Raw genomic sequence first — 13936 nt, 5'->3', positions numbered from 1 at the left:
GCCAGGTCCTTATGACTTCCTGCCCGTTGCCGACTTCTTTGTCCGTTTCCCGGCCAGATACGCTGCCGCGGGTGAGTATCCAAATGTACCTGTTTTGCCGAGTGATTCTTTCAGGACAACGTATGTTGCGTATCCCACTCCCAAAAGCGCTCCTGCCAGGGCGATCACCCATGCAATAACCGCCACCCCGAGACCATACGGAAATACGACCGAAAGCGCGAGTACGAAAATCGTAAGAGTAGCGAACGGTATCGGTCCCGATCGTAAACCCTGCTTCCGGTTTTTCTGGAGCTGCATTGTGTGCAGACCGTTTCCGATTGGAGTTTCCATCTGTGCAGTGTAGGTATCCATAGCGTGATCCTCCTTTTTTTTCGTTTCGTTGATTGTAAGGTACCAGATTATAAGGAGAAAGTGAATAGGAAGGACTTCTGATATTGATGGGTAATTGTTCTTATATGGGGGTAGGAAGTATCCCAGTTACCTGAGAAAAACACATCTGTTACGCAGCAATCTACGATATAAGTCGAAAACTAAACCTTCCTCATCATCCTGAACAAAGCGATGAAGCTTGTATTTTCAAAGACATAAGGCCAAAAAACGAAACCTGTACTGAGTGAACCTCTTCTGTCGGCAGCCTTTCCCCTTTGAAGTGACTTATGAGGCTTTACGCTTTACCAGCGGCGACAGGAGTAACCGAAGGAGTAACGCGAAGCATATTCGTAACTACTCAGCACATCTGAACCCAGAAGGTTGTTACACCAGAGAAAAACCTTTTTATCCGCAGATTACGCAGATAGGTGCTGATTTAAAAACATAATTCAAATTCGATTTAATCTGTGAAATCTGCGTAATCTGCGGATAATATTTTGACCTGAGCAGTTACGTATTTTGCTGAATAGTTACAATATTCTTCCAACAAGCTACGAGTGTATCATGCTTTCCGCTATTCTGATGAGCTCAAAGGGAGAGGACGTAAGAAGAACGGTGTAGAAAAGGCCGTTGTCTTGCCAGGTCATTTTACTGCACCGCATCCCGTTGTCACACATCCCGACCTGAAGGAGGACAGATTTGTTTTTCAGTCGATAGCGGGTCTCTTCCCTGTCATGAGACAGCCTGATTCTCTGGAGCTGTCCATCGCTGCCGCTCAAGGAGGATTGGATCACAATTAACGAGGTCTCTTTCGTTTTCGCGTCCTTGAATTCCATAACGACCGCCTGATAGGGCTTCTTCTGCGCAAGAATAAAAGACGGGGGCCAGCGTAATCCTTCCGGGAAGTACGCGGGCACCAGGATATCATTCAGCTTAAGTGTTCGTTTCGCATCCTCAATACTGTTGTACTGCCTCGCAAAGCCCTCCTCCCTCAGTGAGGGCAGCCAATTCATCGCAGCCAGGAACACGACAGCCAGGAACACGAGGGCAAGCATCAACAGCAAGCCGCTCAGTGTCTTTCCTATTTTATGTATCTGCATATCCATTTACACAATAAAAAAGTTGATGACGACAATGATCGCCAGCGTCACGAAATACGAAGCCCCCCAGTGGCAATCGTCTTGTCGGGGCTCTCCAATGCTCAGGATCCTGCTTTTCAAAAGCAGGTCATGGTTATAATGCTCGATCGTAGATGCAATTCCGCCTGTTTTTTTTGCGTCCGGGCTCTGGATCAGGTCCTCAGGGTCCGGACGAAACATCTCAACTGCGCTGGAGAGGGCCGCAGGATTTCCGGTCAGTGAAATCGCTATGTCATCACAAACTTTTTCCTCTTCCTGCGCCAGTTTTCTAAACTCCAGCATGGCAATGGGATTATAGAACATAAGCACCCTGAGAATATACGCAAAGATGAGCACCGGCCTTCGTGTTCTCTGAATATGGCCGATCTCATGGGCAAAAGCCGCCTGCAGTTGCTCAATGGTCAGGGTTTTTATCAATCCGGTCGAGACATAAATCCTCGGATTCAGGCCGGTATCGGAAAAAAGCGAGAGGTCCTCGTCCACCACGATCTCAACGAACTGCTCATCGAATGGCAGGCCCTCCAAAGCCTGCGACACCTTCTGTGCCAGGACCTGCTCCACCGCGTCGTCAAGCGGCTCGGAGGCCTCACGCATTTGCTCCCGCATGTGGAGAAACATGGGCAGAAATTCCTGGATGATAAAGATGAGAGCGCTGAGCGCCAGGATGACGACAAACCCCATGAACAGGGGGACACCGTGCCACAGCTCAAGAGAGAACCATTTGTTGCTGTCCAGCAAACTCTCCAGCCTGAAATACGCGTCACCCCTGCGTGGGTAGAGTGCCTGATAGAGTGGGAAAGAGACGACCGGCAACAAAATGACCAGGAATCGAAATCGCTGCTTCAAACACGGTGTTCCGATATTCCAGGCGATAAATGCGCAGTCAACGAGTACGGAGGCAACAATCGAATGAAGCATGGTTTGAACAGCATACATCCCCCAATACGAGGAAATGAATGTATTCATATACCCTGAGATAGTCATAGACATTCATAAAACGCCAAATCGTCATCGCACCGAAATGGTTATGAAAAAGCCCCCACTCCCGAACAGGTATGCCGGTACCGAGCGATCATTAGTTTGTTAATGCCGGAAAATCAGTTAGTTAACAGTACTATAAATAGCTGTAAAAGGCAAGGAATTACTCACTGCGACTGTTCAGATCCAGCGACAGGAATGGATGGCAAGCGGTGACCCGTGGAAAAATTCGGCAAGAAAATGCATGGGGGAATACATACGGTTCACTCATAAACCGCAATAAAAAAGCTCTCCGTATCATGGGTGAAGAACAGGCGCAGAAGGAAGCCGGTGGACACGTTCGCGATCGGTCAAAAGAACATCACCCGCCGGATCACCAGTATCGGCAAACCCGATATCCATACCCGCTCCGGCTTGATCACGCTGGAGATTCAAAACGGAATCGATTCGCTCGCACCGGGGGAACGGAAAATTTCTTTATCATGCCGCCGTCATATCTTCCCGTCGACCATTTCCCGCATCTCCTTGCCTGCCTTGAAGAAAGGTACCTTCTTCGGCGGCACCGAGACGGTCTCGCCGGTCTTCGGGTTCCTGCCTTCCTTGGCGCGGCGGTGGCGAATGCGGAAACTACCGAACCCCCGTATCTCGACCTTGTCTTCCCGGGACAATGCGTCCTTGATGCCGTCGAGCACGGTGTTGACGATCACTTCCACCTGTTTTCTCGTCAACCCCGGCTTCTTCTCTGCAATTTTGTCTACCAGCTCCGCCTTTGTCATGCAAGATCCTCCTCACCTCTCGGTTCTCACCATTCCGGATTACAGATACTGTAATGTTACGGAACTCCTGCTGATGCCGCGTGTAATAACATCCGCGATCCAGGTCGCGGACTCTTCCCTCAAATAATCAAAGAAAGGGATCTTCGTTCTTTTTTCGATCACTCTCGGCTTCCCTTTGATCCCGACCAGTTCACCCGCGATCTTGATGCTGTCCGCAAGGTCTCCCAGCTGGTCCACAAGCTTAAGATCGAGGGCCTGCCTGCCGGTGAAAATGCGGCCGTCCGCAAGGACCCGCACATCCGCCTCCGGCATGTTCCGTCCCTCGGCAACGGCCTTGACGAACTGACTATGGACGTCGTCGATCACGTCCTGAAGAATCTTCTTTTCCGGTTCTGACATGTCGTGGAAGGGCGAGCCCACATCCTTGTACTCTCCCGCTTTCACCACCACCCCCCGTACCCCGATCTTCTCGAGGAGCTTCTCGATGTTGGCGAACTCCATCTTCACGCCAATGCTTCCGGTAAGCGTGCCGGGGTTGGCCACGATCCTGTCTGCCGCCGCAGCCACGTAATATCCGCCCGACGCGGCAACCGTCCCCATGGAGGCAACAACCTTTTTCCCCTCTTTTCTGGCGTTCTTGACCGCATTAAAGATCTCCTGGGACACGACCACGCCCCCGCCGGGGCTGTCGATCCGCAACACGATCGCCTTGATGGAGGAATCCTCGGCATAATCGGTCAACTCTTCAACCACATGCTCCGAGGTGACCAGGAGTCCCTCTATCTTGACAAGCGCGATCTTGTCCGCTCCCACCACCTGCAGGTTCGTCGATGTCCGCTTGTTCCCGGACAGCATCGAGGCCAGGAACAAAATACCGAAAAAAAGAGCTCCCAGCGCTGCGGCAGTCGCCAAAACGATCAGGACGGGATTTTTTTTCATGAAGGGATCAGCTCCGTTCCTTCAGCAGCGCGCCAATGGTCGTGTCGGGTTTTTCCTGCTGCTGCAGGTAATCTTTGAGGGTAGATCGATCATTATCCTTGTTTTGTGTTTTGTCCTTGTTCAAGGCTTTGACCGAGAGGGCGATCTTTCGCTCACTCTTGTCGACTTTGATGACACGGGCGGTCAGCTCATCGCCTTCTTTGAGAGCAGGACCGTCCTTCATCATCTCCGAGCTCGGGATCAGTCCTTCGATCCCTTGCTCGAGTTCAACGAACGCCCCGAAGTCGGCAACTTTCGTCACCTTGACGGTTTCATCCTGACCGACCTTGTAGCGGTCAAGGACCGCCTTGTCCCAGGGATCAGGCGTCAGCTGCTTGAGGCCCAGCGAGATGCGCTCCTTTTGCGCGTCGATGGAGAGCACAACGGCCTTGGTCTTCTGTCCTTTTTTGAGCAGTTCGGAAGGATGCTTGACGTGCTTGGTCCAGGACAGGTCGGAGATATGGATGAGCCCGTCGATGCCCTCTTCCAGGCCGATGAAGGCGCCGAAATCAGTGACGGTCTTGACCTTTCCCTCCACCTCGGTTCCCACGGGATAGCGGTCATTGATACTGTGCCAGGGGTTGGGTTCGATCTGCTTCATGCCGAGCGAGATCCTTTTGCCGGCGGGGTCCACTGCAAGCACCAGCGTTTCAACGACATCACCGACGGCAACCACCTTCGACGGGTGCTTCACCCGTTGCGTCCAGGACATCTCGGAAACATGGATCAAACCTTCAACGCCGTGTTCCAGTTCGATGAAGGCCCCATAGTCGGTGAGGCTTACCACTTTGCCGCTGACCCTGCTGCCGACCGAATACTTCTGAGAGGCCACGAGCCACGGGTCCTCTGTCTTCTGCTTGATGCCGAGCGAGACCTTCTGCTTCTCCTTGTCATATTTCAGGACAACCACGTCTATCTTGTCGCCGACCTTCAAGATCTCGGACGGATGGCTGATCCTGCCCCAGGACATGTCGGTAATGTGCAGCAGGCCGTCAATGCCGCCAAGGTCCACAAAGGCGCCGTACTCCGTGACATTTTTGATCGTGCCTGCCACCATCTGGCCCTCAACGAGGGTGGACAGCATTTCTTCCTTCTTCACATTCAGCTGCTGCTCAAGGATAGCCCTGCGGGAGAGCACAATATTGCCCCGTCCCGAGTTCATTTTGAGGATCTTCAGGTCCAGCACTTGCCCGATCATCCTGTTGAGCTGGTGCACCGGCTTGGTGTCTATCTGTGAGCCCGGCAGGAATGCTTCCACCCCCCCGATGTCGACGGTCAAGCCGCCCTTGATCACCGAGATGATCGTGCCTTTCACCGGGGTGCCGGTCTGATGCGCCCGGTTCAGATCGTCCCAGACCTGCAGTTTTTTCGCTTTCTCCCGCGAAAGCATCAGATTGCCATTCGCGTCTTCCGCAGCCTCGAGCAGCACCTCAAGCTCGTCGCCGGGTTTGAGTGCCTTCAATTCCTCCGGGGTGAACTGTTCCACGGGAATGATCCCGTCGGACTTGTATCCGAGATCCAGCATCACGAACCCGGACCGGACCTGCAATATCCGGCCCCGCACCACGGTCCCTGACTTGAAGCTTTTCAACGACTGGTTGTAGAGCTGCTCGAAATCGTTCTGCTGGTTCGCGTCATCTGCCGTATTGTTCTCTTCCTGCTCGATGTTTCCCTGACTCTCGTTCATTACAATACCCTACCTCCCGACAATGTATGGTCGGCGGCTGCTGCTATCAACCGACCTTTCCGCTCTTTAATCTTTCCAGCACACGCTCCAGCACCCAGTCAGGCGTGGACGCACCGGCAGTGACTCCCACCCTGGTTGCGCCCTTCAGCCACTCGGGCAGGATCTCATCGGCCACCTCGATATGATAGGTCGGCTTCCCTTCCTGTTTGCATACCGAGACCAGCCTGCTCGTATTGGCGCTGTTGCGTCCGCCCACCACCAGCATGACATCAACCTGCCCGGCAAGAACACGCGCGGCATCCTGGCGTTCTTTTGTTGAATGGCAAATGGTGTTAAAGACCTTTAATTCTTTGGAAAGACGTAACAACTTTAACACAATTTCCGAAAAATTGCTATACGATTGCGTTGTCTGGGCGACAACACCCAGTCGGTTTTGAAATGTATGGCTTTCCACATCCTCCGCCGTCTCCACCACAACCGCGTTCTCGCCGGCATAGCCGAGAATACTCTGCACCTCGGGATGCTTCTTCTCTCCGATGACGATCACCTGATAGCCTTCTTTCTGAAGCGACTCGGCATGGCGCTGCGCATTGCCTACGAAAGGACAGGTGAGATCGATGATCTGGAGCCCTTTGGCCCTGGCCTGGGCAAGCACGTGGGGCGGCACCCCGTGTGACCGGATGATGAGAAAATCCCCCGGGTCGAGCGATGATAACTCCTCGACGGTCTTCACCCCCGCCTCGCGCAACCGTTCGACCTCCTGGGGATTATGGATCAGCGGCCCGAGGCAATACACCTTGCCGGTTCCCGCGGCCTTGAACGCGGTGTTGATCGCCCGCTTCACGCCGAAGCAGAAACCGGCTTTGTCTGCCAGAAATATTTCCATGATCTCCGATGCAACAAACAATAATCAAATATGACAAAGTCGTAAAAAGTCCTTGCTCACACAAAGCCACGAAGCCACGGAGAGGGAAGATCACTATAATCAATAGCTTTTCTTTGTGTCTTCGTGTGAAAAATTGGCTTCTTCTTAATTCTTCACTTTCCTGATTTCATTCAGCATCCTGTCCACGACCTGGTCGATGCTCAAAATACTCGAATCGATCAGGAGTGCGTCCTCGGCCTTCCGGAGCGGCGCAATCGAACGCCCGGTGTCCTGATCGTCGCGGTTCCTGATCTCCTGCGTGATCCGTGCAAGATCAACGTCCATGCCCTTTTCCTTCAGTTCAAGGTAACGGCGCTTCCCCCGTTCCTCCGCGCTCGCCTCCAGAAAAAACTTCCAATCGGCATCAGGGAACACGACGGTGCCGATGTCCCTGCCGTCCATCACCACGCCGCCGTTCTTGCCGAGGTCCCGCTGCAGCGTAAGCAGCCGGGCACGGACCGCGGGCGATTTGGAAACTGCGGACGCCATCATCCCCATCTCGGGCGTACGGATCTCACCGGTCACGTCAGTGCCGTCCACATAAAACCGCGGATCGCTGTTGTCTTTCTTGATCGTCACCTCGGTCCGCCTGCACAGGTCCGCAAGCGCATTCTCATCAGTTGGATCGAGCCGCTCTTTCTGCGCTTTCCATCCGATGGAGCGATACATTGCACCGGTGTCGATGTAGATGTATCCAAGTCGCTGGGCCAGGATCCGGGCCACAGTGCTCTTGCCTGCACCCGATGGACCATCAATGGCAATGACTAATCTGTTTTTTCTCATTCTCTGTTTCTGCGAAGAAGAAGTTGGTACTCCGCACTCCGCACTTACGAATATGCCGCTTGCCTCAGCAGCCGCTCAAAACCAGGGAACGATGTTTCAATCCAGTCCGTATCGCGTACCACGGTATCGCCTCTTGCCGCCAGCCCTGCCACGGCTATGGACATTGCAATTCGATGGTCGCCGTGGCTGTCACAGATGGCCCCGTTGAGCGAGTCTCTGCCAATAATCTCCATCCCGTCAGGAAACTCGACGATCGTCGCGCCCATGGTACGAAGCTCCGCGGCAATGGTCGCTATGCGGTCGGACTCCTTCACCCGAAGTTCTGCGGCATCCTTGATGATTGTCTTTCCTTCCGCATAGGACGCGGCCACGGCCAGCACCGGGATCTCATCGATGAGCCGGGGGATCATCTCCCCGTGGATCTGAACACCGTGAAGTTTCCGGTGGCGTACCCGGATATCAGCCACCGGTTCGCCTGCCTGCTCACGCTGGCTCTCGAGCGCGATGTCGGCTCCCATCGCAATGAGGACGTCGATGACGCCGGTGCGCGTAGGATTTATTCCCACGTTCTTTATCAGCAGGTCCGAGCCCGGCACAAGGGAAGCAGCAACCATAAAGAAGGCGGCCGACGATATGTCGGACGGGATAACGATCGGCCCGGTGGCGCGCAAACGCTGCCGCCCTTGCACGGTCACCGCGGTCCCCCGCTCTCTGACCTCCACGCCGAAGAACCGGAACATACGCTCGGTGTGGTCACGGGACTTTGATGGTTCGTTCACCGTGGTCTCGCCATCCGCGTACAGTCCGGCGAGAAGGATTGCCGACTTGACCTGGGCGCTTGCGACAGGACTTGCATGCTCGATGGATCGAAGGGTTTTGCCCCCTCCCCTGATGGCAAGTGGCGCAAGCTTGCCGCCGGATCGGCCGTCGATCTTCGCGCCCATCCGTTGGAGCGGCTCAACGATCCTGGCCATGGGACGCTTCCTCAGGTACTGGTCGCCAGTCAGAACGGAGAAAAAATCCTGTCCTGCAAGCAAACCCGCCAGGAGCCTCATGCCGGTGCCGGAGTTGCCGAGATCAAGCACGCTCGGGGGCTCTGAAAGGCCGTCCAGACCCTTGCCGTGCACAACGAGGCGCTCTGTCCCCAGACCCTCGATTGCGATACCCATTGCCTGCATGGCTTTCGCCGTATTCTGGGTATCTTCTCCGGTGAGAAAACCGGAGATATGCGTGTCGCCTTCGGCAATGGATGCGATCAGCACGGACCGGTGGGAGATCGATTTATCTCCCGGCAGGGAAAGCTCGCCGTGGATTCCGCTCGACGGTTGTATGCGGAGATCGGACATGGACTATTCCAGCCCCCTTCTGAGTCCGCTCGCTGACTGGAACAGCGCATCAAGTTTGTCCGCGTCCTGGTGCTCGATCGCCTTTTTGATGCGGTCGAGCGCGAGCTGATACTGCTCGATCATTTCAATGATATTTCCCCCGTTCAGCAGGCAGACATCCCTCCACATTTCCGGGGAGCTCGCCGCGATCCTGGTGAAATCACGGAATCCGGCGCCGGAGAAACTGATGTAGTTCTCAGGACCCGAGCTGAATTCAGCGACCGTGTTCACCATGGCAAATGCAGCCGCATGCGGGAGATGGCTCACCGCGGCAAAGATATGGTCGTGCGCGTCGGCATCCATCAACACCACGTTCGCACCGGCGGCCGACCACAGCGCCTTCACTGCTTCGAGCGCCTGCGGGTCTGTCTTTGTCGTCGGCGTAAGGATGCATTTCGCGCCGCGAAACAGGGTCTCGGACGCCTCTGCCACGCCGTGCTTTTCCTTGCCCGCGATAGGATGGCCGGGAACATAGTGAACGCCGGCGGGAAGCATTGCCTCGATCCGTTTGACCAACGCCCCCTTGACACTGCCCACATCAATGAGGATCGCGCCCTTTTTCAACTTCGGCCCGATCTCCGTGACAATGTGCTCGAATGCCCCGACTGGAGATGCGAGGATTACCAGGTCTGCGTCTTCGACCGATGGTGACAAGCCCTCGCTTATGCGGTCTATCACGCCGGTGCTGAGCGCCAGTTCGAGCGTTTTTTTGCCCCTGCCCGCGCCCGTTATCTCTTTCGCCAGGCCCTTGCCCTTCAGCACCTTTGCCAGAGAACCGCCAATGAGGCCAACGCCGATGATGGTGACTTTATTGAAGTGAATCATATTGTTTTTGGACATAGAGGATTGCGATCACTACTCCGAACGCCGAACTATAGCAAACGCAATAATTGTTGTTATCTCTTTTGTAGGGCAACCCTTCAGGGTTGCTTAAAGCAAGGCTAAAGCCTTGCCCTACAGGTAACATTATTTTATGCGTTTGTATTAATAACTCCGAACTTGTTTATATCTCACGTCCCACTGCTTTCGCGATCAGCCTCAACTCATCCATAAGCTGTTTGAAGCTCTTGGGTTTCAGGGATTGTTCTCCGTCGCAGAGCGCCTCTTCGGGATTGGAATGCACTTCAATGATGAGGCCGTCCGCGCCGGCTGCGACAGCCGCCTTTGCCATGGGCGCCACCAGGTCCCACTTTCCGACCGCATGGCTCGGGTCGACAATGACCGGCAGGTGCGTCATCTGCTTCAGCACGGGCACGGCGGAAAGATCGAGCGTGTTCCGCGTTGCCGTCTCATAGGTGCGGATGCCGCGCTCGCACAGGATCACCTGATGGTTGCCGCCGGCCATGATATACTCGGCGGACATAAGCCATTCCTTGATCGTGGCGGAGATGCCGCGCTTCAGGAGCACCGGTTTCTTGCACATCCCCACTTCCTTGAGCAGCCGGAAATTCTGCATGTTCCGGGCGCCGATCTGGAGCACGTCGGCATACCGGGCGATCAGCTCGATGTCCCGGGGGTCCATAACCTCGGTCACAATGGGAAGCCCGGTCCGCTCGCGGGCTTCGGCAAGATATTTGAGCCCTTCTTCCTCAAGACCCTGGAACGCGTAAGGCGAGGTCCGCGGCTTGAACGCGCCGCCACGGATAAAATTAGCCCCGGCGCTCTTACACTCTTTCGCGATCTCGATCATAAGGGTCCTGTTCTCAACAGCACATGGTCCGGCCATGACCGCAATCCGTGCGCCGCCGATCTCCTGCCCGCCGACGCTGATGACGGTCTTCTCTCGCCGGAACTCCAAACTCGCCAGCTTGAAAGGCTTCAGGATCGGGAGCACCTTTTCAACGCCGGGGATGGCCTCGAGCGGCACGCTCTGAAGGATAGCCTCGTCGCCGATTGCACCGATGATCGTCCTTTCCGTGCCCTTTGATACATGGGCCTGAAGGCCGTAGTCCTTGATCTTTTTTATAATGTGATCGATCTGCTCAGGAGTCGCATCTGGCTTGACGACGATGATCATGGTGACCCTTTCTTGGAACCTGCATGGCGCAGAGCGCATGGAGCATGGCGTCTGAATCCTGAAGGCGCATAGTGTTTAGACCCTCTGCGCTATGCTCTTTTCCAGCTCGCTCACGAACCGCTTGTTCTCTTCCGGCAGTCCGATCGTAACGCGTAGCCTGTTGCCGCCCATGGGCCGGATGATCACACCCTGCTTCAGGAGCGTGGCATAGAGCTCCCTGCCGTCGAGCCGGGTCTCGAACATGATGAAATTGGCTTCAGTGGGGATATACGATATGCCGAGCCGCTGGAAGGTCTGATACAGGAACTGTTTCCCCTCATTATTGATCGCGATCGACTTTTCAACATGTTTCCGGTCGGCAAGCGCCGCCAGGGCGCCGATCTGGGCCAGCGAATTTGTGTTAAACGGCTGCCGCACCTTGTTCATCAGCTCCGCGATCTCCGGGGTCGTGATGCCGTAACCGATGCGAAGTCCGGCAAGCCCGTAGATCTTCGAGAACGTCCGCAGCGACAGAACGTTCTTTCCCGCCTTCAGATAATCCAGGGAATCAGGATAATCGGCGTGAGTAACATATTCGAAATAGGCTTCATCCAGTGCCACGATCACGTGGTCCGGGACCCGGTTCATGAAGCGGTCCATCTCCGCCCTGGTGTTCATGGTGCCGGTGGGATTGTTCGGGTTGGCGATAAAAACGATCCTGGTCTTTGGCGTGATCCGCCCTGCCATGGCATCGAGGTCATGCCGCATATCCTTGCAGGGAACGATGACGTTCGTTCCGCCCCCGGCCTGGGTGATCATCTTGTACACCACAAAGGACGGATCAGCCGAAATGATCTCGTCCCCGGGCTGAACGAACGTGCGCACCACAAGCTCGATCAGTTCGTTCGAACCGTTGCCGAGGATGATCTGGTTGAGTCCGACCCCGTACTTCGCGGCAAGCGCCTGGGAAAGGTAAAATCCGCTGCCGTCGGGATACCGGTTCAACCCTTCAACAGCTTTTTTGATCGCCGCAACAGCTTTTGGCGAGGGCCCCAGGGGATTCTCGTTCGAGGCCAGCTTGATACTGCCGCTGATCCCCAGCTCGCGCTCCAGTTCCTCGATTGGTTTGCCCGGAACATAGGGGGAAATGCTCCTGATGTTTTCCGCAACGTTGATCATGTCCTCAAATCCTCTATCTCGTGTCTTTTGTTACTTATTCCGCAATCCGAATTCCGCAGTCCGCATTTTCAATCATCCGCTTTTCGGATACGAGCCCAGCACCTTCAGGAACATGCAGTCCTGCCGCAGGCGTTCGATCGCCGCCGCGACCTTCTCGTCCTCGATGTGGCCCTCCATGTCCAGAAAGAACACATAATCCCAGACCTTCCGTCCCGACGGACGGGCATCCAGTCTGTTCAGGTTGATGCCGCTCTCGGCAAAGGGTGCGAGCATGGCATAGAGCGCGCCCACCTTGTCCTTGATGGAGAACATGATCGAGGTCTTGTCGCGGCCTGTTTTCCCCGGAGATTTCGGGGCGATGACCAGAAACCGTGTGATATTGCTGGTGTTGTCCTCGATCTTTTTCCCCGCGATCTGAAGCCCATAGAGCACCGCCGCCATCTCGCTGGCGATCGCCCCGACTGTTGAATCGTCCGAAGCCATTTCCGCTGCCCTGGCCGTACTCGGCGCATCCAGGACCGGCACGTTGGACAGGTTTTTTTCGAGCCACTGCCTGCACTGAGCCGCCGCGGGGGCGATCGTATATATCTTCTTAATGTCCTCGAGCTTGCCCGATTTGTTCAGAAGGTGCTGCGACACCTCGAGCATGATCTCGGCCGATATCTTGAGGTCCGAGTCGATGAACATGTCGAGGGTATAGATCACCGCTCCTGACGAGGAATTTTCAATAGGAACCACACCGTAGTCCGCCCGGCCGCGCTCCACCTCATTGAACACGTCCCTGATGCTCTCCACCGGTACATACTGAGCGGCAAGACCGAACTGCTGCATTCCAGCCATGTGGGTAAACGTGGCCCGGGGGCCAAGATATGCAACTTTAAGCGGACGCTCGAGCGAAAGGGATGAAGAAAGGATCTCGCGATACACCGCCCGCAGGGTATCCTGGGGGAACGGCCCCTTGTTGCGGGCAGTGAGGCGTTCAAGGATCTCCTGCTCCCGTGACGGAGAGTGAAAGTCGAGCTTCTCGGCTTTTTTGATGTCCCCTACCTCGATGACATGCCGGGCGCGCTCATTCAGCATATCGACCAGTTTTTCGTCGATCTCGTCGATCTTCTTACGAAGGGCTTGTATTTTCTGTTTAGACATATGCGATAAATAACCTGTCTGACGGGGGATTTGCGAATTATAGTTTATTTTTTAAGCAGTTGCAAGGACTTTTTGGAACTTTTTAGGCCAGGCGATCTCATGCGAAGTTTCATCATTTACTTTTAAACCATTTTATGGAGTGATATCGAAGGGTCATCTACCCGGAGACGTAAAAAGCATACATCGAGTTTTCCCGACACGGGTACTGATCGGCAATAGAACGATCACGTCGGGCCGGATACGAACGCTTCCGAGCGCAAAGAGACGATGTCGTGGATCTGTACCGTGTCAGCGGTGGGAAAGATGATTTTACCGGGAAGATCAGGGAACGTCTGCGGACAACCTGACGCGGACCGGCGGGAACCAGAAAAAACCACGTCAACGTCACGGATAACGGTGGATGAAATCCATGGAGCGTCTTGTAAAAGTCCCAATTCCGTCATTCCCATAGCGATTCTGAGCGGGAATCCGGTTTTAACTGATAGATAAATCATATCCCCGAGCTTCTTGCAAAAATCCATGTATGACCCTTCGACAAGCTCAGGGCGAACGGCGGTGCACTGAATTTTTTTAGGGATATTTCCGTTCATGGTGA

At 54.8% G+C, this 13936-nt stretch carries 14 protein-coding genes; all 14 read right to left on the bottom strand.

Annotation, left to right across the window (positions count from 1 at the left end; translation table 11 throughout):
* Window positions 1–9: 9 nt before the first annotated feature.
* The 14 genes from M0R70_06835 to M0R70_06770 all read right to left on the bottom strand — a co-directional run bounded on the left by M0R70_06835 (window position 10) and on the right by M0R70_06770 (window position 13931).
* Window positions 10–351 carry a hypothetical protein gene (locus tag M0R70_06835; protein ID MCK9419076.1) on the bottom strand — a complete coding sequence of 114 codons (342 nt, stop codon included), beginning with the start codon at window positions 349–351 and terminating at the stop codon, window positions 10–12.
* 569 nt (window positions 352–920) lie between these two features.
* Window positions 921–1469, bottom strand: a complete 549-nt coding sequence (locus tag M0R70_06830) for a hypothetical protein (GenBank protein ID MCK9419075.1) — start codon at window positions 1467–1469, stop codon at window positions 921–923.
* Window positions 1470–1475: 6 nt separating this feature from the next.
* The gene (locus tag M0R70_06825; GenBank protein MCK9419074.1) at window positions 1476–2426 is read right to left on the bottom strand and encodes a M48 family metalloprotease; all 951 of its coding nucleotides are present in this window, start codon (window positions 2424–2426) and stop codon (window positions 1476–1478) included.
* Window positions 2427–2977: 551 nt separating this feature from the next.
* Window positions 2978–3262, bottom strand: coding sequence for an integration host factor subunit beta (locus tag M0R70_06820; GenBank protein ID MCK9419073.1), 285 nt, complete (start codon window positions 3260–3262; stop codon window positions 2978–2980).
* A gap of 39 nt (window positions 3263–3301) precedes the next feature.
* A complete protein-coding gene (sppA, locus tag M0R70_06815) occupies window positions 3302–4201 on the bottom strand; it encodes a signal peptide peptidase SppA (GenBank protein MCK9419072.1) in 900 nt (299 codons plus the stop codon).
* A gap of 7 nt (window positions 4202–4208) precedes the next feature.
* Window positions 4209–5927, bottom strand: a complete 1719-nt coding sequence (locus tag M0R70_06810; protein ID MCK9419071.1) for a 30S ribosomal protein S1 — start codon at window positions 5925–5927, stop codon at window positions 4209–4211.
* 46 nt (window positions 5928–5973) lie between these two features.
* Window positions 5974–6813 (bottom strand): 4-hydroxy-3-methylbut-2-enyl diphosphate reductase, encoded by an 840-nt coding sequence (gene ispH / locus M0R70_06805; protein MCK9419070.1) that lies wholly within the window; start codon window positions 6811–6813, stop codon window positions 5974–5976.
* 144 nt (window positions 6814–6957) lie between these two features.
* Window positions 6958–7635 carry a (d)CMP kinase gene (gene cmk / locus M0R70_06800; protein ID MCK9419069.1) on the bottom strand — a complete coding sequence of 226 codons (678 nt, stop codon included), beginning with the start codon at window positions 7633–7635 and terminating at the stop codon, window positions 6958–6960.
* Between the two features lie 44 nt (window positions 7636–7679).
* Window positions 7680–8981 carry a 3-phosphoshikimate 1-carboxyvinyltransferase gene (aroA, locus tag M0R70_06795; GenBank protein ID MCK9419068.1) on the bottom strand — a complete coding sequence of 434 codons (1302 nt, stop codon included), beginning with the start codon at window positions 8979–8981 and terminating at the stop codon, window positions 7680–7682.
* Between the two features lie 3 nt (window positions 8982–8984).
* On the bottom strand, window positions 8985–9860 hold the full coding sequence (locus M0R70_06790; protein MCK9419067.1) for a prephenate dehydrogenase/arogenate dehydrogenase family protein: 876 nt from the start codon (window positions 9858–9860) through the stop codon (window positions 8985–8987).
* A gap of 163 nt (window positions 9861–10023) precedes the next feature.
* Window positions 10024–11037 (bottom strand): 3-deoxy-7-phosphoheptulonate synthase, encoded by a 1014-nt coding sequence (gene aroF / locus M0R70_06785; protein MCK9419066.1) that lies wholly within the window; start codon window positions 11035–11037, stop codon window positions 10024–10026.
* A 75-nt stretch (window positions 11038–11112) separates the two neighbouring features.
* Window positions 11113–12195 (bottom strand): histidinol-phosphate transaminase, encoded by a 1083-nt coding sequence (hisC, locus tag M0R70_06780; GenBank protein MCK9419065.1) that lies wholly within the window; start codon window positions 12193–12195, stop codon window positions 11113–11115.
* Window positions 12196–12267: 72 nt separating this feature from the next.
* The gene (gene pheA / locus M0R70_06775) at window positions 12268–13341 is read right to left on the bottom strand and encodes a prephenate dehydratase (protein ID MCK9419064.1); all 1074 of its coding nucleotides are present in this window, start codon (window positions 13339–13341) and stop codon (window positions 12268–12270) included.
* Window positions 13342–13565: 224 nt separating this feature from the next.
* Window positions 13566–13931, bottom strand: coding sequence for a hypothetical protein (locus M0R70_06770; GenBank protein ID MCK9419063.1), 366 nt, complete (start codon window positions 13929–13931; stop codon window positions 13566–13568).
* Between the last annotated feature and the right edge of the window lie 5 nt (window positions 13932–13936).

This window comes from Nitrospirota bacterium (assembly GCA_023229435.1).
Lineage (GTDB): Bacteria > Nitrospirota > UBA9217 > UBA9217 > UBA9217 > JALNZF01.
The sequence above is the reverse complement of the archived record's forward strand: the minus strand, read 5'-3'. Positions and strand labels throughout refer to the sequence as shown.

Bases quoted from the DNA above. Each gene is read 5' to 3' on its own strand.
- M0R70_06820 (MCK9419073.1), bottom strand. From the start codon at position 3,262: ATGACAAAGGCGGAGCTGGTAGACAAAATTGCAGAGAAGAAGCCGGGG.
- M0R70_06835 (MCK9419076.1), bottom strand. From the start codon at position 351: ATGGATACCTACACTGCACAGATGGAAACTCCAATCGGAAACGGTCTG.
- aroF (MCK9419066.1), bottom strand. From the start codon at position 11,037: ATGATCATCGTCGTCAAGCCAGATGCGACTCCTGAGCAGATCGATCAC.
- hisC (MCK9419065.1), bottom strand. From the start codon at position 12,195: ATGATCAACGTTGCGGAAAACATCAGGAGCATTTCCCCCTATGTTCCG.
- cmk (MCK9419069.1), bottom strand. From the start codon at position 7,635: ATGAGAAAAAACAGATTAGTCATTGCCATTGATGGTCCATCGGGTGCA.
- M0R70_06830 (MCK9419075.1), bottom strand. From the start codon at position 1,469: ATGCAGATACATAAAATAGGAAAGACACTGAGCGGCTTGCTGTTGATG.
- M0R70_06790 (MCK9419067.1), bottom strand. From the start codon at position 9,860: ATGTCCAAAAACAATATGATTCACTTCAATAAAGTCACCATCATCGGC.
- ispH (MCK9419070.1), bottom strand. From the start codon at position 6,813: ATGGAAATATTTCTGGCAGACAAAGCCGGTTTCTGCTTCGGCGTGAAG.
- aroA (MCK9419068.1), bottom strand. From the start codon at position 8,981: ATGTCCGATCTCCGCATACAACCGTCGAGCGGAATCCACGGCGAGCTT.
- pheA (MCK9419064.1), bottom strand. From the start codon at position 13,341: ATGTCTAAACAGAAAATACAAGCCCTTCGTAAGAAGATCGACGAGATC.
- sppA (MCK9419072.1), bottom strand. From the start codon at position 4,201: ATGAAAAAAAATCCCGTCCTGATCGTTTTGGCGACTGCCGCAGCGCTG.
- M0R70_06770 (MCK9419063.1), bottom strand. From the start codon at position 13,931: ATGAACGGAAATATCCCTAAAAAAATTCAGTGCACCGCCGTTCGCCCT.
- M0R70_06825 (MCK9419074.1), bottom strand. From the start codon at position 2,426: ATGCTTCATTCGATTGTTGCCTCCGTACTCGTTGACTGCGCATTTATC.
- M0R70_06810 (MCK9419071.1), bottom strand. From the start codon at position 5,927: ATGAACGAGAGTCAGGGAAACATCGAGCAGGAAGAGAACAATACGGCA.